This window comes from Chitinophaga deserti, assembly GCF_003149455.1.
Taxonomy (GTDB): domain Bacteria; phylum Bacteroidota; class Bacteroidia; order Chitinophagales; family Chitinophagaceae; genus Chitinophaga; species Chitinophaga deserti.
Window position 1 is genome coordinate 106,073 of sequence record NZ_QFFK01000003.1, and the last position, 23,872, is coordinate 129,944.

The 23,872-nt window shown below is 51.5% G+C and carries 21 protein-coding genes; 9 read left to right on the forward strand and 12 right to left on the reverse strand.

All coding sequences use genetic code 11. The features are described 5' to 3' along the window. Window positions 1-59 precede the first annotated feature (59 nt). Window positions 60-1,082 (forward strand): biotin synthase BioB, encoded by a 1,023-nt coding sequence (gene bioB, locus DEV76_RS07705; protein WP_198651981.1) that lies wholly within the window; start codon window positions 60-62, stop codon window positions 1,080-1,082. Between the two features lie 754 nt (window positions 1,083-1,836). Here bioB and DEV76_RS07710 read toward each other — a convergent pair. From DEV76_RS07710 to DEV76_RS25885, 11 genes are all read right to left on the reverse strand, one after another. Further along, on the reverse strand, window positions 1,837-2,994 hold the full coding sequence (locus DEV76_RS07710; RefSeq protein ID WP_109696867.1) for a TlpA disulfide reductase family protein: 1,158 nt from the start codon (window positions 2,992-2,994) through the stop codon (window positions 1,837-1,839). Window positions 2,995-3,021: 27 nt separating this feature from the next. Then, window positions 3,022-4,440 carry a PKD-like family lipoprotein gene (locus tag DEV76_RS07715; protein ID WP_109696869.1) on the reverse strand — a complete coding sequence of 473 codons (1,419 nt, stop codon included), beginning with the start codon at window positions 4,438-4,440 and terminating at the stop codon, window positions 3,022-3,024. A 12-nt stretch (window positions 4,441-4,452) separates the two neighbouring features. Next, entirely contained in the window at window positions 4,453-5,295 is an 843-nt protein-coding gene (locus DEV76_RS07720; protein ID WP_109696871.1) for a DUF4843 domain-containing protein, read from the reverse strand. A gap of 12 nt (window positions 5,296-5,307) precedes the next feature. After that, entirely contained in the window at window positions 5,308-6,768 is a 1,461-nt protein-coding gene (locus tag DEV76_RS07725; RefSeq protein ID WP_232826901.1) for a RagB/SusD family nutrient uptake outer membrane protein, read from the reverse strand. A gap of 11 nt (window positions 6,769-6,779) precedes the next feature. Beyond that, on the reverse strand, window positions 6,780-10,241 hold the full coding sequence (locus tag DEV76_RS07730) for a SusC/RagA family TonB-linked outer membrane protein (protein WP_109696876.1): 3,462 nt from the start codon (window positions 10,239-10,241) through the stop codon (window positions 6,780-6,782). Window positions 10,242-10,385: 144 nt separating this feature from the next. Then, window positions 10,386-11,408, reverse strand: coding sequence for a FecR family protein (locus tag DEV76_RS07735; protein ID WP_109696878.1), 1,023 nt, complete (start codon window positions 11,406-11,408; stop codon window positions 10,386-10,388). A gap of 79 nt (window positions 11,409-11,487) precedes the next feature. Further along, window positions 11,488-12,114 (reverse strand): RNA polymerase sigma factor, encoded by a 627-nt coding sequence (locus DEV76_RS07740; protein ID WP_157962770.1) that lies wholly within the window; start codon window positions 12,112-12,114, stop codon window positions 11,488-11,490. A 99-nt stretch (window positions 12,115-12,213) separates the two neighbouring features. Further along, a complete protein-coding gene (gene aroQ / locus DEV76_RS07745; RefSeq protein WP_109696883.1) occupies window positions 12,214-12,633 on the reverse strand; it encodes a type II 3-dehydroquinate dehydratase in 420 nt (139 codons plus the stop codon). Between the two features lie 18 nt (window positions 12,634-12,651). Continuing rightward, window positions 12,652-13,212 carry a UbiX family flavin prenyltransferase gene (locus DEV76_RS07750; protein WP_109696885.1) on the reverse strand — a complete coding sequence of 187 codons (561 nt, stop codon included), beginning with the start codon at window positions 13,210-13,212 and terminating at the stop codon, window positions 12,652-12,654. An 83-nt stretch (window positions 13,213-13,295) separates the two neighbouring features. Continuing rightward, entirely contained in the window at window positions 13,296-13,619 is a 324-nt protein-coding gene (gene ytxJ / locus DEV76_RS07755; RefSeq protein WP_109696887.1) for a bacillithiol system redox-active protein YtxJ, read from the reverse strand. An 18-nt stretch (window positions 13,620-13,637) separates the two neighbouring features. Next, window positions 13,638-13,778 carry a hypothetical protein gene (locus tag DEV76_RS25885; protein WP_157962771.1) on the reverse strand — a complete coding sequence of 47 codons (141 nt, stop codon included), beginning with the start codon at window positions 13,776-13,778 and terminating at the stop codon, window positions 13,638-13,640. 167 nt (window positions 13,779-13,945) lie between these two features. Between DEV76_RS25885 and DEV76_RS07760 the strand changes: the two genes are divergently transcribed. The 8 genes from DEV76_RS07760 (at window position 13,946) to DEV76_RS07795 (ending at window position 22,994) form a co-directional block, all read left to right on the forward strand. Next, window positions 13,946-15,319, forward strand: a complete 1,374-nt coding sequence (locus tag DEV76_RS07760) for a UDP-N-acetylmuramate--L-alanine ligase (RefSeq protein ID WP_109696890.1) — start codon at window positions 13,946-13,948, stop codon at window positions 15,317-15,319. A 2-nt stretch (window positions 15,320-15,321) separates the two neighbouring features. Beyond that, a complete protein-coding gene (locus tag DEV76_RS07765; protein WP_109696891.1) occupies window positions 15,322-16,098 on the forward strand; it encodes a 3'-5' exonuclease in 777 nt (258 codons plus the stop codon). A 71-nt stretch (window positions 16,099-16,169) separates the two neighbouring features. Next, entirely contained in the window at window positions 16,170-16,895 is a 726-nt protein-coding gene (locus DEV76_RS07770) for a polyprenol monophosphomannose synthase (RefSeq protein ID WP_109696893.1), read from the forward strand. Between the two features lie 9 nt (window positions 16,896-16,904). Further along, a complete protein-coding gene (locus tag DEV76_RS07775) occupies window positions 16,905-17,789 on the forward strand; it encodes a DMT family transporter (RefSeq protein WP_109696895.1) in 885 nt (294 codons plus the stop codon). A gap of 93 nt (window positions 17,790-17,882) precedes the next feature. Continuing rightward, window positions 17,883-20,726: a S9 family peptidase gene (locus DEV76_RS07780; RefSeq protein ID WP_232826902.1), complete on the forward strand. Its 2,844-nt coding sequence runs from the start codon at window positions 17,883-17,885 to the stop codon at window positions 20,724-20,726. Window positions 20,727-21,172: 446 nt separating this feature from the next. After that, on the forward strand, window positions 21,173-21,820 hold the full coding sequence (locus DEV76_RS07785) for a DUF6597 domain-containing transcriptional factor (RefSeq protein WP_109696899.1): 648 nt from the start codon (window positions 21,173-21,175) through the stop codon (window positions 21,818-21,820). 86 nt (window positions 21,821-21,906) lie between these two features. Further along, window positions 21,907-22,374, forward strand: coding sequence for a GNAT family N-acetyltransferase (locus tag DEV76_RS07790; protein WP_109696902.1), 468 nt, complete (start codon window positions 21,907-21,909; stop codon window positions 22,372-22,374). Further along, entirely contained in the window at window positions 22,371-22,994 is a 624-nt protein-coding gene (locus DEV76_RS07795) for a DUF4230 domain-containing protein (protein ID WP_109696904.1), read from the forward strand. The genes DEV76_RS07790 and DEV76_RS07795 overlap by 4 nt, the downstream gene beginning before the upstream one ends. Here DEV76_RS07795 and DEV76_RS07800 read toward each other — a convergent pair whose 3' ends face one another. Beyond that, window positions 22,995-23,714: a hypothetical protein gene (locus DEV76_RS07800; protein ID WP_109696905.1), complete on the reverse strand. Its 720-nt coding sequence runs from the start codon at window positions 23,712-23,714 to the stop codon at window positions 22,995-22,997. Between the last annotated feature and the right edge of the window lie 158 nt (window positions 23,715-23,872).

A 23,872-nucleotide genomic window follows, 5' to 3' on the forward strand; every position in this document is an offset into this window, starting at 1 on the left:
GGCAACTACTGGATTTTTCAATATTGTTTCATAGGTTTGCCGCTAAATACCTGACTAGTATGATCCGTCACAACTGGACTATCGAAGAAATCAAGGACATCTATAACACACCGTTGCTGGAACTGATGTACCGTGCCGCCACTGTGCACCGTGAATATCAGGATACGGCTGAGGTGCAGGTATGTACCCTGCTTTCCATCAAAACGGGCGGATGCTCCGAAGACTGCTCTTACTGCCCCCAGGCTGCCCGCTATAATACCGGCGTGGATGTGCAGGCGCTCATGCAGAAAGATAAAGTGCTGGAATATGCACAGAAAGCCAAAGACGCTGGTTCTACCCGCTTCTGTATGGGTGCCGCCTGGCGCGAAGTACGCGACAACCGCGACTTCGACCGCGTACTCGATATGGTGAAAGGTGTTAACGAGATAGGCATGGAAGTTTGCTGCACCCTCGGTATGCTCACCGAATCACAGGCGCAGAAGCTGGCCGATGCAGGACTTTACTCCTACAATCACAACCTGGATACTTCCAGTGAATACTATGGTGAGGTAATCACTACCCGCACGTACGACGACCGCCTCAATACGCTTAATAACGTACGCAAGGCAGGTGTTACCGTATGCTGCGGCGGCATTATCGGTCTGGGTGAAAGCCATGAAGACCGAATCAACATGCTGGCCACCCTCTCTACCATGCCTGAGCATCCGGATTCCGTGCCCATCAACGCCCTTACCCGTGTTGCAGGTACTCCCCTGGAGCATATGCCCAAGGTAGAATTCTGGGATATGGTACGTATGATTGCCACTGCCCGCATCCTCATGCCCAAATCCATGGTACGCCTCAGCGCGGGCCGTGCTGAAATGAGCGTGTCCGAGCAGGCCATGTGCTTCATGGCAGGCGCCAACTCCATCTTTACCGGCGAAAAGCTCCTGACCACCAAGAACCCTTCTTTCGAAGAAGATAACATGATGTTCCAGCTGCTGGGCCTCAAACCCCGCGAAGCCTTCAAAGAGGAGAAAGCTGCCGGCGGATGCTGCGATCATTCCCACGAACACGCGCACGACCATGCACATGCTCACTAAGCACATGCTATAAATTTTGGAAAAAGCCGCCCAATTGGGCGGCTTTTTAATTTTATTGAACCCCTACTCCAAAACCGGACAACCCTCTAATTTCGCTCCTTTCCCGGCCCAATAAAGCTTAACCACTCCCCTGCCTGCCATCACCATATCAGCTGTAGCTTTACTTCGGCTCATGACAATTGTTAGAAATCCTGACAAATATTTACAGCCCTCAATATTTTTTCTAACTACTGTATACAACTCATTCCCGGCAAATCCGCCTTAAGCAGCATCAATTCCTACGTCCTGACTGCTTTTTACTGCCTTTCCAACCGTAGGCTTACCCTCGGCTAGTCCCGGTGTTAACTGCCTGTAACTTCCTTCCAGGCCTATATATATTTAGCCTATATATAGCCTATACTTAGCCTATATTTAGCCTATGTATAGGGGTATAAGGGGCTAAACATAGGCTATATATACCCTAATTAATCCCTATGCATTCCCTATAAATTGGTAAAGCTCCCCCCCGCTAACACTTATATTAGAGGCAGGTAACACTATGTCAAAAGAAGGTTTAATGAAGGAATGTGCCGAGGCTTTGAGATGACACGTACGAAGCTCTCCGACTTAGGTTCATGCAACAGGATGACGCGTAACTTATGATCAAGCGTTTGCATAACGCATGGCTACTGAAGCGCCCTGAAAAAAACAGCCCGCCTGGTGGTGACCAGACGGGCTGAGGGATTCGTAGAGGATTTGTCGGGATAATATACAGTTACAGGTATTTAGCCAGTGCTTCTTCCAGCGCGGCACCTCTGAGATCTTTAGCTACGATTTTGCCCTGGGGGTCGATGAGGAAGTTGGCGGGTACGCCACGGATGCCGTAGAGCTTCACGCCGGCATTGTTCCAGTACTTCAGGTCGGATACATGCACGAAATCTTCCAGACCGTCTTTCTTGATGGCTTCTTCCCACAGGTCTTTGCGGCCGGGCTGGTCGAGCGATACGCTCAGCACCACGAAATTGCTGCTTTTGAACCGGCGGTAAGCTTTTACCACATGGGGGTTCTCAGCACGGCAGGGACCGCACCAGCTGGCCCAGAAGTCGAGGAACACGTATTTACCCCGGAAGTCAGACAGCTTAACGGGTTTGCCATTCAGATCGTTCTGGGTAAAGTCAGGCGCAACTGCCCCGATTACGATGGTCTTTTTCTTCTCCATATTACCGGCAAAACGCTTACCGGCTACCGATGTACGGGTACTTTCAGGGAGCGTGGCGAAGAGGGGCTCCAGCTCCGCCAGATCCATGTTGTTATGAACAGACAGCTCCTGCAATGCAAACACGGCTATGGGAGATTTCGGGTTCTTCTTCACGTATTCACGGATCAACCCTTTCTTATCATCCAGCGCTTTGCGGAACTTCACGTTCAGGGAGTTGACAAGACTGGTATCGCGGCGCTGCTCATCCGTAGCTCCACCCCAGATCTTGTTGATAACTGCCATCTGGTCTTCATAAGGCTGCAGATATTTTTTGTACTCCACATCAGCGGCATTCATCTTAGAACCTGAAACGGTAGCGGATGCCATATCGGTTGCAGAAGTAACCGTGATGGTACCCGGTTCGAGGTACATGATCTTACGATCCATCCCCTGGCCCATGTTCTCGATCCTTTTACCGTCTTTACTCAGCACGAGGAGCATCAGCGCCGGGTCTGCAGTGGTTCCGGTAAAGGAGAACTCTCCGTTCTTCAGCACGGCGGAATCGAGGAAGCGCTCATCGCCCTCCGACCGGTCGAAGTAAACAATGGCAGGAGCGTTCAGCTGCCCGATCTTTCCTTTCAGGATGAATTTGCCCTCTTGTGCATGCGCTGACATTGGCATTACCGCAGCAGCCAGGATGGCGATGGTTTTTGATGATACGATACGTATGTTCATGGTTTCGTTTTTTAATTGTAGCGATGGCTACTCGCGGATGAATATATCTGTGGGTGCGCCGGGTATCCCCGTTGTTTTACGCAGCAGTTCTCCGAACTGGCCTATGGCGGTATTCAGGAAATGTACTTCCCCTTCCACACCTGCCACCAGCAGGTTACCGTTCTGCTCCACCTTCAGCAGGGTAATGTCTTTCCCGCCAAATGTGGCGGCCAGTTCACGGATCTCTTCGTTCAGCGGATTATAGCGGTAGATTTTTCCATTGCCGGAGAAGTAGAACACGCCTACCGGAGATATCGCCCATTTAGTGGTAGCAGTAACCAGGCTGTCGCCTTTGAACTTCTTCATTTCACGGGCGCGGAAGAGCTGTTTGCCATTCTTCCAGTCGATCCCGAAGCGCAGCTGCATGGTTTTACCAAGCGAATCGCAGTAAGCGAAGATGTCGTTATCACTGAACTTCTCCATATACAGCAGGTCCATCTTCAGGTTCTTGGGAACGAAAGCGGAATCCATTACAGTGTAAGTAGTATCGAGATAAGTACCGGGTAAAAAGCGCAGGAAACGTTTCTTCTCTTTATCGAATGCAAGGAAGTGAGATACCGACTGGCCACCGTCTGCAAGCTCCTGCAGCATCTGCGGCGCCAGCTTATATTCACCGTTTACCGCCACGCCAAAGAAACCATAATAGGTACCAAAGGGAGCAGTTTCAAAGGTGCCCATAAACAACTGATCGTTGATAATGGCAGTTGTGGTACCGTTGAGGTTGCGCAGGAAGAAGTTGGCTTTGGTAACGGGTATGGGGTTGTAGCAGTTCTCTTTCAAGGTGCGCACCTGCGTAAGGGTGTTTGCATCGATGAGTACACCACCGTCGTTACTGCCGGAAAAGGTGAGCCAGTATTGCGTGATCTGGTTCATGTAAAACTGGTTGCGCACATGCGTGATCTGCAACGGACCTCCGGGCATGGTCTTCTTGTTGATGGCTTCGTAAATATCTGCCTGCAGCGTGCCATCGGGTTTAATGAACGACAGCGATGTGGCAGTTCCGTTACCGCTCAATACAAGAGAACCTTTGGTAAAGGAAGTGGAACCGCTGATGACGAACTCGTAGTAATACTTCTGGCCGGTATTATTGTCCGTCACTTTCAGCAATACATTATACCGTCCGGAACCAAGGCCGAATACGATACGAAGATCGCGTGTGAAGTAATCGTCGGTAGTGGCACGCTCGGGCACATTAATCTTCCATTCGCAGGAATAGTTGTTGGCACCGCTTTTCAGCGTGATATTGGGCGCTACGATGAGGCTGTCGCCGGACATGACGTGGTACACGGAGTCCAGGCCAGACATAACAGGTGCAGGCACTTCCACATAATCGTAATTGCCTTTATCCTTGTAGCAGCCTGCTGCGAGGGCCGACAGGCAGAGTATGAACAGATATATCTTTTTCATGGCTTGGCAGTATTAGATGACCGGGTCTCCGTCTTCATCGGTGAAATAATAACGTCCGTCGGCCGGGTTAAGGGTGAGCACGTATTTCTTCGCGGTGTTTTCGCTGTGGTAGAATTCCAGCGTACCGTTGGCGCCGGGTGTTACCACATACCCTACTTCGGGATTCTCTTCCGTCCAGGTTTTGGGATTGGTAAGGAACGCGCGGAAGCGGCGGGTATGGTACAGTACTTTAGGCGTTGCCTGCCAGTCGGTACGGTCTTCAGACAGCTTAGTGGTGCCCGATACGCGAATAAACAGCTCGTGCTTCACGCGGGAGTAATCTCCCAGCTCTCCTACCCATATATCCCACCACAGCGGCTTTTCCAGCCGGTTGGAGAAGATGATCTTGGCGGTATCCAGCTTCGGGAACATGGTCTTGAAATCGCCTGTGGGTTGCAGCTGCAGCATGAGCTTTACAGCCTTTTCCGCCAGCAGGGGATCGGTGTTGTAGATGATCACCGGAATATCCAGCCTGCCGGAATCCGCGGGCAGTACATACTCCGCATCGAGTGCTTTGTAATGAAGCCCTGCCTGTGCAGTGGTTTTATTGGTAACCAGCGATACCCTTAACTTCCTGGCTACGCCTGTCCGGTTACCGGAAATACGCACGGGCAGCAGTACGGTATCGAACGATTTATCGGGGAACAGTGCGAAGGAATACAGCACACTGTCGGTACGGGTATTGGTGAGTGAATTGAGGCTGAAATCGAAATACACCCCGTCGTCAGACGTATATACCAGATCGTCCTTCTTTTCGCATCCTGCCAGCCATCCGGCGGCCAGCAGCCATATTGTGATTTTGGTTATTCTTTTCATGAGTTGGCAGGTTTAACGGTTACCGTAAGCGATTTCATCATCCGGCCAGGGGAATACGAATATTCCCGGCGATGCCTGAATAGTATTACCGCCCAGGCCGGGAAAAGCACGGTTCAGACGTTTGTACATGTAGAAAATCTGTCCCTCCCCGAAAAACTCCTTCCGGGCATCCTTCACCAGCTCTGACATGAACACGGTCTTTGAAGGATCGTTCAGGGGTACACCCATACCACGCTGTTTACGCAGGGTATTCAGGTACTCCCATGCCCTGGCGGGCTCCATATCGTATATACTTTCCGCGGCGATGTAATACATCTCGCTGAGGCGCAGCATGGGGATCATGAGGTCGTGCAGGTTCTTGTCGGAATTGCGGTTGTATTTCTCCAGCCGCATATAACCGCCTGTAGAACTGTTTTGCTGGGTGAACCATTGCTTATACCGGAAATCCTCCGCACCCGGCCCTGCCACTTCATAGATCGTCCTGAGTTCTCCGGGAGGCGTGTTGAGCGTGGTTTCACCATTACGCAGCCTGTCGTATAGCGGATTGGTCATGTTAGGAGCGTAGAGGCCGAAGAGCAGCTCCTTGTAGAGGATACGGTCTTTCTGCTGATCGTCTGGCTGCAGGAAGTCGGTCTGCCGCGTCCAGGGGAATTTATTGGATTCGATCACTTCCTTCGCCATAGCCAGTGCAGCGGTGTGGTTACCTGCATACAGCTGAACACGGGCCAACGTACCGGTTACCGCGTAAAAGTTAAGGCGGTGGCGGCGGTGCTGCAGGAACATGGGGCCTGATACTTCGGTGGAAGAATCGGGTGTGGTATATCCCACTTTATAACCGGGCTGCATGATAGGATCTACCTGACGGAGCAGCGCTCGTGCTTCGGTAAGATCGCGTATCACGGAGTCGAGCACCTGGCGCACGGTATAAACAGCTGGTGTGCTTTTGGAGAACACCGTTACGTAGGGGATGCCTTTACCGGATGGAGCCGAAATTGGTGATGGTGCAAACTGGCGCAGTACATCAAAGTGACAGAAGGCCCGCATAGCCAGCGCTTCTCCTTTGATGAGATCGCGCTCATCCGCATCCAGCAGGTTCTGCGAACCGTCGATATGCTTCAGGATGAGGTTGCTGTTGGCTACTACGTTATACAAACCGGCCCACACATCCTTCTGGCGGTTGATGAAATTATTGTCGCGGTAATTGAACACCTGCGTCTGGCGGAAGCCTACACGGTCTACTACATCAATGGCGTAGTTCTGCGCCAGTACATCAAGCGTTCCTGCGGTCAGTTCCCTGCCATACAGCTCTTCTTTCACGCTGCGGCTGTAGAGCCCGTTCAGTGCGTCCTGGTACCCTTCGCGGGTGGTAAACAGCAGGTCCATCGACACTTCAGATTTCGGTGACACATCCAGCCATTTGCTGCAGGATGCCAGCGCCAGCATGCTGCAGATAAGTATGATATTTGTTCTCATTGGGCGCATGTTTAGAATCTGGTTGAAAGGGTGAAGGTGATATTCCGCGCAAACGGATAATCGATCCCGCGCTCGGCTTTAACGGTAGACCAGTAAGCCAGGTCGTTCATGTTCACGGAAGCGCGTAGGTAGTGCATACGCATCTTCTTATAGAAGCTGGCGGGGAAGTCGTAAGACAGGAAGATGGATTTCAGCTCCAGCCTGTTCTCTTCCTGCACAAAGCGCGAAGAGGTTTGCGTGCTGCCCTGGTCTGCGATGTTCTTGAAGAAGGCCACATCACCGGGTTTGATCCAGCGCTCTGTAAGCACGCGGCTGTCTACGTTATAACGCGGATCAGCATTCTCCACACGGTCTACCAGCGTCTGGTTATAGATATCGCCGCCGAGCCTTGTCCAGAAGCGCACTTCCAGCATGAACCCGCCATATACAACACTGGTTCCGAAGTTGCCTTCCAGCAGCGGCGTTTCATCACCAACCGGTGCAATGTCTTTCACATTGTAATCATACGTGCGGGTACCATCTGCCTTCAGGAAAATTTCTTTCCCTGTTTCAGGATCAATACCGAGTGAGCGTACGGCATAGATAGTACTCATCGACTGCCCTTCCTTAAAGCGCAGCAGCGGTACGGAACGGAACTCCGGCTTCTCTGTCTGCTGCTTGTCGATCTCATCATTGAAGCTCTTCAGTGCATTGGAGATCCTGGTGATCTCGTTGGTGTTATGCACCAGGTTCACGTTGAAGTTGACAGACCATTTACGGGTGCGGAAGGCGTTCATGCGGAGGAACACCTCATATCCCTTATTTACCATCTCACCCAGGTTCTCCTTATACTTCGGGAAGCCTGTACTGAGCGGTACGTTCACATCGGCCAGCAGATCGCGGGTATGCTTGTAGTAGTAGCGCGGTGCGAAGTAGATACGATCATTCCAGAGCGATGCTTCCATTCCCAGATCGTAGTTCTGCGTACGCTGCCATTTCAGATTAGTGTTTCCATACTCTTTGAATACGGCTCCTACACCGGTAGAATACCAGTCTCCGCCGTAATACTGATAGGTAGTATTAGAAAGGTAAGAAGGGAAAGATACATCACCTGTTAAGCCGGTTGTAGCTCTTAACTTCAGCTGGTTAATAAAACGGTGCCCCTGCAGGAAAGACTCCTGGTGCAGGTTCCAGCCCACACCCATCGACCAGAAAGGCGCCATGCGCGAATCTGCCCCGAACTTGCTGGAACCATCCACGCGGAAGGTAGCATCCAGCAGGTAACGGTTTTTGTATGCGTAGTTCACCGTAGCAAAACCACCTGCCAGCCTTTGCTGGCGCGATTCCCCTTCGGGATGTGCATTGGCTTTATACCTGCGGGCGAAGTTGATATCGTTGAACCGGTCGTTCACGAACCCTTCTCCTACCGCTTCTTTCCGCCAATAGTCGACAGACTGCATATTGAAACCACCGGTAGCGGTAATGAAGTTGCCGCCGAGCTGTTTGTTATAGTTGAGGGTGATGTTACCATCCCACTGGGTTTCTTTATCTGTTGAATACATGTACTCACCACGGTTCTTCAGATCATCGCCCTTATAGTCGTAGAAAACATTGCTGTAGGGAGAAGTGAATTTGTCCAGCGAAGCGCCACGGCGGATGTAGCTGATCTCCGAACGCACACGCCATTGCGGATTGAAGTTGTATTCCAACGCAAGAATGTCTGTAAACTCCAGGTACTCGCTCTTATCGAAGTTGCCGATGGTAGCCTCATACATGGGATTCAGTACGGTAGAGCGGATAACGCTGTTTTCCAGCCCGCCGCGCGAGTTCCACAGATCGATCTCCCGGATGAGACGGCCCATGCTATCGGTTTTCGGGAAGTAAGGGTTCATCCGCACGTAATTCGAAAAGCTGCCGTAGTTACTGTTCCGCTGGTTCACCTGTGTAATGGTGAACATGTTGCGGGCGAGGAACTTATTATCACCGAGGTTGTAGCTGAGGGTGTTGGAAAGACTGTAGCGGTCGCGGCCGGAGCCTTTCATCACACCGCCATTGCTTTGGTAACGTGCGTCCACACCATATTTCACGGCTTTGGTGCCGCCCTGTACAGATACGGAATGGCGGTGGCCCAGTTCCGTTTGTATGGGTTGCGACAGCCAGTAAGTGTTTACCCCGGCCAGTACGTTATTCCTTTTACGATAGTATTGCTTCTCCAGTTCATCGGCACCATCCACACCGTTTTCACGGTACAGTCCGGCGAGGCGTTCGTATTCCAGTTTATCGCTAGCATTGAGCACATTATAGGCGGTAAGGTCCGGTGCTACCACGTTCAGCTCGTAGTTGTAGTGGAGTTCCAGCTTTCCTTCTTTCGGGGCTTTGGTATAGATTACCACTACACCATTGGAAGCGCGGGAGCCGTAGATGGCGGTAGCCGCGGCATCTTTCAGGAGGGTAATGGTTTCCACACGGTTCATATCGAGGTCAAAGATGGCCTGTATGTTGGTGGGATAGCCGTCGAGGATAAACAGGGGCAGGTTGGTAACACTGGCCAGCTGATTACGGCTGAGTACGTTGTCGGTATTGGCAGGGAGGGCGGTAGTACCGCGGATGCTGATGTTCGGCAACCGGTTAGGGTCGGAGCCTGCGAGGTTATTTTCTGCAATGCGGAACGAGGGATCGTAGGCCTGTATGCTCGAAAGTATATTCTGCGGATTGAAGCGCTTCAGTTCTTCGCCTGTAATGGTTACAGCGGAGCCTGTGTAGTTGTCGCGCTTGATGCGCTGATAACCGGTGATCACCACGTCTTTCATAGATTGCACATCGGTGAGCAGTTTCATATCGATCTGTGTACGTTTGCCCACTTTCACTTCCTGTGCTTTATAGCCGATGAAGCTATATACCAGCGTGGCGTTGGGAGGTACGTTACGGATCTCGTAGCGGCCGTTGTCGTTGGTTTTGGTACCGTTAACAGTACCTTTTACCAGCACGGTAACGCCAGGCAGCGGAAGGCCCTGCTCATCTGTTACGAGGCCGCGCACTGCAGCCTGTTGCTGCGGAATGGCGGTAAGGTCCTGCAGGGGAGCGGCTGCGGCAGTAGCTGCCGTTGTGCCGGAAGACACCGGTGCAGCAGCAGGTTTCTCTTTTTTGTAAATGATGTAATCGTTACCCGATGCCTGTTCTGCTTCGAGGCCGAATGCAGCGAGGTAGCGGTTGAGGTAAGTGAGAACAGCTTCACCACTGCGGGCAGGCGGAGGGTCGGCTAATTGATTACTTACGGTGTTGCCCATGTAATTGATGCGCACGCGCAGCTCTTTCTCCATGTTGGCAAGCACGCGCTTCAGCGGCAGTTTCTTTCCTCCCGTTTCCTGCGGGGGCTCCAGGTATGAGGGGGCTGGCACCCTTTGCGTCATGACATAGCCCGATGCTGCCTGTGTGGCGCTCAAGGCCAGGCACATCGCCAGCGTCAGGCATCGGCCGGCGTTGAATTGTCCCATAGCAATGTAGATTTAGGTTGGTTGTTTATCAGAATGTCGATTTCGGTTTGGTCCCATAATGGCATAATTTTCCCTTCCGGCGGCATGGCATGCTGCACGGTTCCGGCTATTCCGGCGTCTGTTGATGTATGCTGAGAATGTCTTTTACTGTCCCCCTTTCCTTCGGATTACGTAACTTTTCTTTCCGCTCTCTGTGATCGTGATATCGAACGACCGTGTCAGTGTTTTAAAGAACACTTCCGGCTGTCCGGTCGGTATTGTTCCCGTGAAAGTTTCCTGCAGCATGGCACTGTCTTCCAGCCGCACTTTCACACCCGTATTTTCTTCTAATGCCAGCAGTACTTCGGCCAGCGTTGCATCATGGAAGATGAGCCGCTGCTGCTGCCAGGCGTCGTAATTACCGGGGTCTACCTGCTGGTTGGAAAGCTCCCTGCGTTGGGCGCTCCAGGTTACCATATCCCCCGGCTTCATGGCAATGAGTGCCGTATCTTTCTGATTCAGTTTCAGGTTCACCTTACCATTTCGCAGCACTACCTGTGTTTGTACACGACGGGTGTTGACGTTGAAGGCTGTCCCCACCACCTGAATATCCACATCATCGGTATGTACAATGAACTTCCGGTTACCGGCTTCGTGCTTCACTTCAAAAAAAGCTTCGCCTCCCAGCCATACTTCGCGGGTGGAATCATGATCCCATGAAGCGGCATATTTTACCGTGGAATTTACATTGAGGCGTATCTCCGACCCATCGGGCAGCGCGATCGTTTTCACTTCCCCGAAGGCAGTGGTAACGGTATGCATGGCGGCCAGGACGCTTTGTTCTTTACGCGGTGCAAGTACCATCACTGCTATACCTATTACGATGGCGGCGGCAGCCCATGGCAGCCAGCGCACGATGGCGCTGCGGCTTTGGCGGGCAGGCGTTGCATCAATGGTAGCCATCACCTTTTGCCAGGTAGCTTCTTCCATATGGGCGCCGGGCTGAGCTTCCTCTCCGTCTGTTACCAGCAGCCAGTCTTTCGCGGCCTGTACGGCAGCCGCATGTTCCGGATGCCGGCGCGTCCATGCTTCCCATTCCTCCGTTGCGCGGGTATCTTTTTCAAGCACCCACGCCCGGAAACCGGGTTGCGATAAGAAGTATTCCAACGTGAAGTTCTGGTCGGCCATGATGATTACTTAACAGGTAAAGCGTGGAATGGCAAAAATCTTAGCGCCCTTTCCTGATTATTTTTAAAATATTTTTTTCTCAGCAAAACCCGCATGTCCATAAAAAAGTGGTTGCTGAAACGATTTTGTCGCTGTTATCTTTTAAATACTTCAGTGCTTTAGACAGCAATACGTAAGCTGAATTCACGGAAAGCGACATGATGCCGGCAGTTTCCTGTGTATCCAGGCCCTGGTAATAACGGAGATATAATACTTCCTGCTGCCGCGGCGGCAACTGAGCCATTACACCCGCCAGGCGCTCCCTGCGCTGCAGGTCGCTCTGGCGGCCAATGAGCTCTTCTTCCGGAGATGCGGAAGGTGTATCCGCGAAATCCGCAGGATCATCGTGCAGCTCCAGCTGCCTGCCTAAATGTTGGAGTATGCGCCTTTTAAGGCTGGAAAGGAGATAGTAGCGAATGGAGTCGGTAACGGAAAGGCCGCCCCTGCCCTGCCAGATGCTCACGAATACATCATGAATGGCATCCTGCACGATGGTTTCGCTGGCATGTACCTTCATTCCGTAGCCAAACAGCGGGCGGAAGTGCTGGCGGTAGATGTAGCCCAGCGCTTCCCGGTCGCCATCCTTCACTTTCATCCACAGGTCCGCGTCTGCAAGGCCGGAGTATTTACCAGCGGCGGCATTCATATGTTCTGTTCCCTTGCTCAAGTCCGCTAAAGATAAAAAGGGGATTGCTGGAAAGCAACAGAAAAGGCTTCCCCGAACCGGAGAAGCCTGTATAATGCGGGAAATCAACCACTTTTTTTCTTAGCGCTCCAGCAAATAGCGCACGGCCAGATCGTAGCCTTTCATGCCAAGGCCCGTAATCACCCCCACCGCTTTACCGCCGGTGATGGATTTATGCCGGAACTCTTCCCGGGCATACACATTACTGATATGCACCTCCACCACGGGCGTTTGTATACCTGCAATGGCATCGCGGATGGCGTAGGAATAGTGTGTATAGGCGCCGCCATTAAAGATGATGCCGTCGTATTCAAACCCTACTTCCTGGAGCTTATTGATCAGCTCCCCTTCCACGTTGCTCTGGTAATACACCAGGTCGGCCTGCGGGAAGGCAGCCTTCAGCTGGTCGAAATACTGTTCGAAAGAGATCTTTCCGTAGATCTCTGGTTCGCGCTTGCCCAACAGGTTCAGGTTGGGTCCGTTGATGATGGCTATTTTCATGTAGAAGATTGATCAGTTTTAAGATCCCCAGCGGAATGTATCCTGCTCGAGGCCCGCCAGGTCAATTACCCGGTCGGTTACCGTTGCTGCCACCTCTTCGATGGTGCGGGGCTTTGAATAAAAGGAAGGCGTAGCCGGACAAATAATCCCTCCCGCTTCCGTTACTGTCTGCATATTGCGGATGTGCACCAGGTTGTAAGGCGTATCGCGCAGCACGCATATTAGTTTACGCCGCTCTTTCAGCACCACATCCGCCGCACGGGTAATCAGATCGTTGGAGATGCCTCCTGCAATACGGCCCAGCGTACCCATGGAACAGGGGCAGATGATCATGGTATTGAAGCGCCCGCTACCGCTGGCAAACGGTGCATGGAAATCTTTCTGCGAAAACACCGGGAAAGGCAGATGCTCATACCCCTTATCGTCCAGCTCGGTTTCCCAGACGGTCTTCGCATTGTCCGTCATTACAATGGCCACCTGCTCTACCTGGTCCTTCAACCGGTCCAGCTTCTGCAGGAGCTGGCGTGCGTATATAGAACCGCTCGCCCCGGTAACCGCCACAACTATACGATGCTTCATATGGCAAATCTACAAAAAACACGGTCCTGTTAAAAAGCATTTACGCTTTTCAACAGGACCGTACCCTTTTTTTAATATTTTTCTTAGCTCATCTCTGTCAGTTCCTCCATGCGGATGGCCATATGACTTTCGTCGTACACACATTCACCATTCCGGATCAGCAGCACCTGGGGCGATTCATGCTCCACACCGAACTTTTCGGCGATGTGATTGCTCACGGGGCGGTAGCGGATAAGGTCGAGGTAATAAAACTCCCAGCCTTCCGGCGCTACAGATCGCTCCAGCCGCGTTTTAACCATGCCGCTTGTAGGGCAGCGCGTGCTGTGCTTGAATATCACGACCGGATGGTCGAACGACCGTTGCTGGATTTCTGCCAGCTGTTCTTCACTTTCCAACGTTGTCCACATAGCCCACAAAGATAATGACTAACACTGTTTATTTTGCTCATGCTGCACTTTCGTAATCTTCATAGGGCAACCCAGCTTCTGGGAAGCGCAGGAAGAAAACAGGGCAGCAACCACTGCCACCACACAAAATGTACCGAACATACGGCTTGCTGATCTCATAGTCTGCGTTTTAGTAATTAAACGAAATTTCATAGGCCTGGATTGTAGAACTTTGTGATGTGTATTTTGTAACGTTATTTTGCAAATATATACTTTATATTAAAAAAAACAATCCTATGTGGTCCCGGTGGCATGAAAATGGACGGGTGGCACAGTGAACCTAAGTTATGACAAAAGTACATTTTATAGCAATAGGCGGGAGCGTGATGCACCAGCTGGCCATTGCACTGAAAAATAAAGGGTATGAGGTTTCCGGGAGCGACGATGAGATTTTCGAGCCTTCCCGCACCAATCTCCGCCTCGCAGGCATCCTCCCCGATACGCTGGGCTGGGATCCGGAAAGGGTAACGCCTGATCTTCATGCCGTTATCCTCGGCATGCACGCCCGGGCCGATAACCCCGAGCTGATCCGCGCCCGGGAGCTGAAACTGCCCATTTACTCCTTCCCGGAATATATGTACCAGGAAAGCAGGAACAAAACCCGCGTAGCCATCGGCGGCAGCCATGGTAAAACCACCATCACCTCCATGGTAATGCACGTTTTACAGCAGTGCAGCATGCAGTTCGATTACCTCGTAGGTGCGCGCCTCGAAGGGTTTGCCCAGTCCGTAAACATTACCGACGCCCCCCTCATCGTTTGTGAGGCCGACGAATATCCCGCTTCCGTCATTGAAAAGCGGCCCAAATTCCACTTCCTCCACCCGCAGGTGGCAGTATTAAGCGGCATCGCCTGGGATCATATCAACGTATTCCCCACTTTCGACAACTACCTGGAGCAGTTCGCCATCTTTATCCGTACCATGGAACCGGGTGGCAGGCTGATCTATAATGAGTCTGACGAAACGCTTCGCCAGCTGGTGGAAAAAGAAGGTAAACACCTCACGCTTGAGCCGTATGGCATGCCGGAGCACGTGATCCGTAACGGGGTTACCCGCGTAAGGTTCGGCAACGCTTCTACCGACCTTCAGGTGTTTGGCGGGCATAACCTGCTGAATATCCATGCCGCCCTGCTCGTATGCCGGGCACTCGGCGTAGGGGATATCGACTTCCTCGCAGCTATCGCCACTTTCAAAGGCGCAGCGAAAAGACTGGAGCTGGTGGGTAAGAATGAAGAATCCGCCATCTACCGCGATTTTGCGCACGCACCTTCCAAAGTAAAAGCCACCATTCATGCAGTAAAGGAGCAATACCCCGAGCGGAAACTCATTGCTGTTCTGGAGCTGCATACCTATTCCAGCCTCAGCGCCGGGTTCATGAAAGAATACAACGGAGCATTGGCTCCTGCAGATGAAGCAGCAGTATTTTACAGTGGCCATGCACTGGAAATCAAGCGGATGCCGTACCTTGAGCCCTCCGTAATCAGAGAAGGCTTCGGAAGGGAAGATCTCAAGGTCTTTACCAACCGTGCCGACCTCGAAAAGTGGCTCGGCGGCCGCTCTTTTGCACACGCCAACCTGCTGATGATGAGCTCAGGAGATTACGAAGGACTCGATTTCGCAGGACTTAAAAAATATTTACCGGTTCAGAAACCTCAATCATAATAATGTCTGCTTTACAACTTACCCGTCCCCTCGCCGTGATCGACCTGGAGACAACCGGCACAAACGTTGCCACCGACCGAATCATTGAAATCGCTGTCATCAAAGTGATGCCGGACCGTTCCGTGCAGCGCAAGGTAAAACGGATTAACCCTCAGATGCCTATTCCCCCGGCCAGTACTGCTATTCATGGCATTAAGGATGAAGATGTGGCAGACGCGCCTACCTGGAAGCAGGCCGCAAACGAGTTCCGCCAGTTCCTCGAGCAATGCGACATTGCCGGGTACAACTCTAACAGGTTTGATATTCCCATGCTCGTGGAAGAGTTTCTGCGGGTAGGGCTCACCTTTGATGTGGCCGACCGCCGGTTTGTAGACGTACAGAAGATTTTCCACCTCATGGAAAAGCGTACCCTCGGCGCCGCTTACAAGTTTTATTGCGATAAAGACCTTACGAACGCCCATAGTGCCGAAGCCGATGCCGAGGCCACTTTCGAGATACTGGAAGCCCAGCTGGACCGCTACGCTACCCTGCTGAAGGCCGATGTGGAAGCCCTCGCACAGTTTACCAAAGAAGATGAGTATGTAGACTTTGCCCGCCGCATTATCCGGCAGAACGGAGTTGAAATGTTCAACTTCGGGAAGTACAAAGGCCGTGCTGTTCGTGATGTACTGAAAGCAGAGCCACAGTACTACGACTGGATGATGAAAGCCGAATTCCCACTCAACACGAAGGAAAAGCTGACAGAGATCTATCACGACATGATGCTAAAAAAACCATAAAAGTTTAGTAGTTCCGGCGCAAAACCGCTGGATATTATCTATTTTTGCTATCCTTAAATCATTTCAGCTAATTGGAAAAATTAGTTATCATACCCACTTACAACGAAAAGGACAATATCGCGCGCATGATCGAGACGGTGTTTTCGTTGCAACAGGGGTTCCATATCCTTATTGTTGACGACGGCTCGCCGGATGGCACGGGTGCGATCGTCAAAGGCATGCAGGCACAGTTTCCCGGGCAGTTATTCATTGAAGAACGCAGCGGTAAGCAGGGCCTGGGCACAGCATACATCCACGGGTTCAGATGGGCGCTGCAACGCAGCTATCAGTACATCTTCGAGATGGATGCCGACTTTTCCCACAATCCGAAAGATCTCATCCGCCTCTACGACGCCTGCGCCACAGGAGGTGCCGATGTATCGGTAGGTTCCCGCTACGTACCGGGAGGCAAAACGGAGAACTGGCCCTGGGACAGGGCGGTGCTCTCCTACGGCGCCTCCATTTACGTGCGCTGCATTACCTGGATGCCGGTGAAAGATGCCACTGCAGGCTTCGTGTGCTACACGCGTAAGGTGCTGGAAACGATGAACCTGGGAGATATCCGGTTTGTAGGATACGCTTTCCAGATCGAAATGAAATTTACCGCTTGGAAGCTCGGTTTCCGGATCGCCGAAGTTCCCATTACTTTTATCGACCGGAAGGAAGGCTACTCCAAAATGAGCAAGGGCATCGTGAAAGAAGGGATTTTCGGAGTGCTGAAGATCCAGTGGCACAGCCTTTTTGGAAAGCGCCGCTAATATTGTGCAGTGAAGAAAGCGTTTATAGAGCTACATCTCTCCGTATTCCTCGCCGGGTTTACGGGCATCCTCGGCAAACTCATTACCCTCAATGAGGGCATGCTGGTCTGGTACCGGATGCTGATCACCGCGGTGACCATGTACGTCCTCTTCCGCTGGCAGGGCAAACTCAAGAAACTCCCCATTCGCGACGTATTGCGGATCGGCGGCGTAGGATGCCTGGTAGCACTTCACTGGATATTCTTCTATGGCAGCATCAAATACGCCAACGTTTCCATCGGCGTGGTCTGCTTCTCCCTCACCAGTCTTTTCACCGCCGTATTCGATCCCATCATCAACCGCCGCCGGTTCGATAAAATGGAGATGCTCCTCAGCATGCTCACCCTGGCAGGCATCCTGCTCATCTTCCATTTCGATACACAATACCGCACCGGCATCATCCTCGGCATCATCTCCAGCATGTTTGCCGCCCTCTTTACCGTATTCAACAAGCAACTGGTAGTAAAGCACGATACCGCCACCATTACCTTTTACGAACTGGGCGTTGGCTTCCTCGGCCTTACACTCATCATGCCCGCTTACCTCATGGCTTTCCCGGTAGACAGTCTGATTCCCAGCCTGTCCGATTCCATGTACCTTCTTATACTCTCATGGTTCTGCACCGTGCTCATGTACACCCTGTCCATGAACGCGCTTAAAAAAATATCGGCCTTTACGGTAAACCTCTGTTTTAATCTGGAACCTCTTTACAGCATCGTGCTTGCTTTCATCATTTTTCATGAGAATAAGCTGCTCCACAGCGGGTTCTACGCCGGCCTCGGCCTCATCCTGCTCTCCGTAGTACTACAGATGATACGCGTAGCCCGCCAGGCAAAGCACACTCCCGCCCATTAACCGTTCATCACCTTATGGGTGCAACTTTCCATGAATGCCGTATTTTGCAGGCATCCTAACCAACTTTACGAACTATTACAAATAAACTGGCTTATGACCCGATCTGCAATGTGGCTCGTATCCCTCAGCCTATTGAGCACCGGCGCTATGGCGCAATCTAAAAAACCGCTGGATCACAGCGTGTACGACAGCTGGCAAAATATTGGCGTAAAACTGGTCAGCCCCGACGGGCGCTGGGCCGCTTACACCGTTACGCCACAGGAAGGCGATGCCGTACTCTACATCCGTAACCTCCAGTCAGGCAAACAAACCGCCTTCGAACGCGGCACCACACCTGTTATCACGGAAGATTCCCGGTACATCGCATTCACCATCAAGGCACCGTTTAAAGAAACCAGGCAGGCCCGTATTAAAAAGGCCAAACCTGATGACATGCCTAAGGATTCCATGGCGTTCCTCGAACTGGAAAGCGGTAAAATGCTCATCCGTACCGCCAAAGTGAAATCCTTTAAAACACCGGAAAAAGGCAGCGGCATCCTCGCCTACCTCGTGGAACCCGCTAAGGATACCACGAAGAAAGCCCCCGCCAAAACGCCCGCTAAAGCCGATGATGATTCCTTCACCGATGCGGATGATGATGCTCCCGGTAAAGGCGGCGTCTCCACCACCGGCGACCTCGTTATCGTTCAAACCGGTAAAACACTGGCGTTCGATACCATCCGCCACGTAGCCGGATACACCCTCTCCAAACCCGGTAACACCATCTCCGTAACCATACAGCCCGCAAAAAAGGATAGTCTGGCCAAACCCGGAGTACTCCTCTGGTACACCGCCAAACGCGAAGGCAAACTCATCTCCGCAGGCGAAGGTAAATTTGCACAGTTCGCTTTCGATGAAAGAGGCGAACAGCTGGCATGGGCGGTGAGCCGCGACAGTGCCAAAGCTCCCGTTGCCATTTACTCCCTCGCATGGTATGGACCCGGAATGGATTCCGCACGTTTGGCAGTAACCGCCAAATCCAGCGGCATGCGCGATAAGTGGAGCGTTTCAGAAAACGGCAACATCGTTTTCTCCCGCAACGGCCAGCGCATCTTCTTCGGCTCTGCCCCCATCCCCAAAGCAAAAGACACGACCATCGTGGATTTTGAAGTGGCTAAAGTAGACGTATGGCATTACCTCGATGATTACCTGCAACCCATGCAGCTCAAAAACCTGGATAAAGATCTGAAACGCAGCTACACCGCCGTGTTCCTTACTGCAGATAACCGTATGGTTCAGCTGAGCGACGACTCCATGGAAAACTTCCAGTATGCCGACGAAGGAAATGCTGAATACGGACTTGGTACGAGCGACAGTCACTCGCGTGTTGCCCTCCAGTGGACCGGCAAAACCAACAAAAACGCCTGGATGGTGCACATCCCCAGCGGCCGCCGAATGTCTGTTAAACAGGACCTGAACGGACAGATCGCCCTCTCACCTTCGGGCAAGTACATCATCTGGTTCGACAATATGAGCGGGCAATACTCTACCTACGACTTCCTCACCGGCTCTACCCGCATTATTTCCGCAGGTATTTCCGTGAAGCTGACGGATGAAGAGAACGATGTGCCCGACTTCCCCTCCCCTTACGGTACTTCCGGCTGGATGGAGAACGATAAATACGTATACATCAACGACCGTTACGATATCTGGCAGGTAGATCCTTCCGGTAAAGAACCAGCCTTCATGATCACACAGGGTGCAGGCCGCGCAAAGAAAACTGTGCTGCGTAATGTGAAGCTCAACCCCGAAGAGCGTTTCTACACCGCCAAACAAACCCTGCTGCTCGAAAGCCAGTCCGACTCCTCCAAATATGGCGGCTTCTGGACCTTGCGGCTGTCTGACAAGGCAGCGCCCCGGCAGCTGGTGAGCGGCCCATGGATGTATACTGCTCCCCTGAAAGCGAAGAACGCCAGCATGATCCTTTATCAGCGCTCCAGCTTCCAGGAATCGCCTGATGTATTTGCCGGTGAGGAACTGGCTACTGCTAAGCGCATCAGCCAGCTCAATCCCCAGCAGAAAGATTACAACTGGGGAACCGCCGAGCTGTTTAAATGGAAAACGTTTAACGGACAGGAAACCGAGGGTATCGTTTATAAGCCTGAAGACTTCGATCCTTCCCAAAAATATCCCGTTCTCATTTACTTTTACGAAAAGCTGACCGATGGGCTATATAGCTACCAGGCTCCTGCGCCCACGCCTTCGCGCCTGAACATCACGTTCTTCGTAAGCCGTGGTTATGTGGTACTGGCACCCGATATCCGGTACGAGACCGGGCATCCCGGCAAAAGTGCGTACGATTACATTGTGAGCGGAGCGGAAGCGCTGGCTAAAAACCCCTGGATAGACCGTGCCAATATGGCCATTCAGGGCCAGAGCTGGGGTGGTTACCAGGTGTGCCACCTCATTACGGCCACTCCATTATTTAAGGCAGCATGGTCTGGCGCTCCAGTAGCGAATATGACGAGCGCCTACGGTGGCATCCGCTGGGAAAGCGGGATGAACCGGCAGTTCCAGTACGAGCATACCCAAAGCCGTATTGGTGCTACACTATGGGAAAAGCCTGAGCTGTACATCGAGAATTCCCCGCTGTTCCACCTCCCGAAGGTGACTACTCCGCTGGTAATCATGCACAACGATGGTGACGGGGCCGTTCCCTGGTATCAGGGTATTGAAATGTTCACCGGCCTGCGCCGACTTGGCAAACCCGTTTGGATGCTCAACTACAATGGCGATGCGCATAACCTGATGCAGCGCCAGAATCGGAAAGACATCCAGGTGCGCCAGCAGCAGTTCTTCGACCATTACCTGAAAGGCGCCCCTGCCCCCAAATGGCTGGCTAAGGGCGTTCCGGCTACCGATAAGGGCCGCGATTGGGGGTTTGATATAGAACAATAAGCTTTACTGTATTGATATTCAAAAGGGTGATCCGGAAACGGGTCGCCCTTTTTTTATTGGGCAGCCAGCCACTGATGCACCCTGAGTGCATGAATAGTGCATGCTGAGTGCATTCAAAGTGCTTGTTGAGTGCTTGCTGAGTGCATGTTGAGTGCTTGTTGAGTGCTGTTACTACTATTAAAAACCTTTAGATAATACCTTGTCGTTAGCTAGTCCTTAGCTTGACGTTAGCTTGTAACCGCATGATCTTATATCTGAACCGGCATGTCACGGGGTTGGCAGGCGGGCCAGGAATTTTGTTATCCTATCGTTAACTGGAAGATTTTCAACCATTTCTATAAATGACAGAAAAATATCTAATTAAAATACTTTTACATGTCGCAAAATGTATATATTTACATACGGTTGAAGCACCTGTGGATGATTGAAAATCTGCAATTAGACCTATGAATACCTATATCTTCCGTCCGAAAGACAACCTCCATCCCTTCGTACAGCGCTATATAGTGCTGGAGAATGTGAGCTCCGCTGCGGAGATCGCGAAGCAAAAACTTTTTACGGCTGGCAAACAGTACCTGGTGTTTATCCGCCAGGGAGGGCTTGCATTTAAGCCGGAAGACCATGCCGCTTTCGATCTGCCCGAAGCAGCAGTAACGGGGCCGTTTACCTGTGTGGTAAATGCCCGGGTTACCGGTAATCTGAGCGCCGTGATCGTTCAGCTGAACGCATACGCCAGTCACCGCCTCATGGGCATCAGCATGGAATCGGTAACCAACTATTTCCGCGACCTCACCCGTGTAAGCACGCAATGGGCGGAAGTAAGCAAAGCCATCCGTGAAACAAACGACATCCATTCTATTCATCATATCCTGGACCAGGCGCTCGAAAGCCTGCTTCCAAACCAGCAGTCTACCTTGAAACAGGTGGATGAAATGGTGGATTACCTAATCGAACAAAAGGGAAAGGTGGCAATGCTCGACCTGGCCCTGCGTTTCAAAACCAGCCGTCATACACTGGAGCGCCAGTTCATGGAAGTGACCGGGCTCACCCCGCAATTGTACAACCGCATCTTGCGGCGGCAACGGATTGCGTAAAGATTTTGACTTGTACGGAATATGCAAGGCGCCGGATCAAAGCATCCGGCGTTTTTGTTTTATTTTTAGGCTCGCAAAATAATCACATGCAACAGCCATTGGAAACCACGAAAGGAAACTACCGCATCAACACAGACAAATCGCAGCTGCAGCTGCCCGTTATCCACCGCTACCTCAGCGAAGACAGCTACTGGGCGCAGGACATTCCCATTTCCCTCGTGGAAACAAGTATTGAACATTCGCTTTGCTATGGCATTTATCATAACGATGAACAGGTGGGATTTGCCCGTGTTGTTACAGACTATGCTACCTTCGGTTACCTGGCAGATGTGTTTGTACTACCCGGCCACCGTGGACAGGGCTTATCGAAATGGCTGATGGAAAACATCCTCGCCCACCCCGGTTTGCAACAGCTGCGCCGCATGATGCTCATGACGCAGGATGCGCAGGGATTATACGCACAGTACGGGTTTACGGTATGGGAATACCCTGACAGATGTATGAGCAGAAGAATTGGTGTTCCTTATTCGGACATGAAAAATAAAGAGGCATGAAAAAAATACTGACATGGGCAGTAATCGTACTATTCATCATCGGCATCTTCCTGCTGGGGCGCTGCACCGGCGGTGGCAGCACCGTCAATGAAAAGGCAGTCAACAATGTGTTACTGATCCGGGAGATTGCAGAACTCGCCAGTATGGAAGTACAGGGCAATGCATCTTTCAAGCAAAGCAATGTATCCAACAGCGGTGAATGGAGCGATAATCTCAAACGCGTGTTTGCAGAAAATACCGCCTGGGTATCCGTTCCCTACACTGCTAAATACGGGGTGGATACAGACAGTACTAACTTCAACCTTTTTGTTACCGGCAAAACCGTCACCATTCAGCTGCCGCCCCCGAAACTACTGAGTTTTGAGCTGAAAATGAATAAGATGGAAACCTCCTCCCGCAAAGGATGGTTCACCTTTTCTGACGATGAAACGTATACGGAAGTTCAGAAGAAATTATACGATACGAACCGCTCCCAGCTGGAAGAAAATGTGATGTACCAGAAGCAAAGTATGGACAAGATCATTGCCATCCTTCGCAGTTACTATACCCCGCTGGGATATGAACTGAAGGTTGAGTTCACCAATAACACCTCCCGTTTTCAAACACCCGATCTGAACTGATCAGGCGGCATGCAGCGTGATATACTTCACCAGCAAGCGTTTGGCGATAGGCAGCAGTGTTTCCTCCACAGGGAAAGTAAGATCCGTTTCCACCGTGTATACTGCAGGGTTAGGCAGCTCTCTGCGGTAGCGGATGAGGTCTGATTTAATGCTTAGCTGCGTGTTGGCAAAACTGCGGGTATAGGTACTGATAAACTGGGTATGAATGCCGCGGTACTTCTCATCGTGCCGTTCAAAAATAGTAAGGCGGTACTGGTATACCCGCGTATCACTGGCACGGCCGTCGCACAGCAGCATGTAGCCCTCCTGACTGTCCAGCGGAACAATGCCCACCGGCGCAATCACCAGCTGTTCTTCCACGAACTCATAGATCTCCGTTCCGCCCTGGATGGTGCCGTTCATTTCGGTGAGGGCAAACTGGATGATGTTTTCGAGTTCTTCCATCATTTCATCATCGCTCACGATCTGTTCATACAGCAGTTGCAGCCGCTGGAGGTCCACCGAAGTGAGCCTTTTGGGGAACTGCTGTTGCATAAACTGCTTGGTGTCGCGAAAAGCTGCAAGGTTGTTGTAATGGAAGATAACATCGCCCAACTGGGGGTAAAGCTTGTTCTGATGGAAGCAATGGTTGATTTCCTGCAAGTAGGCCAGTAAGGTATATTTTTTCAGCTCAAAATCGATGTACCCGTCGGCAAACCATGTCTCACTCAATCCTTTCATAAACCGGACAATTATTTTAGTCCTACCTGAATTTACGAAATTTTTTAATGTCACGGTTACCCTACTCTAAAGCTACAGTTATTTAAATAATACGTAACCTATTAATTTTCTAATAAATACATGTTCGCATTTTAGAAACTGTTACCTTTAAGGAAATC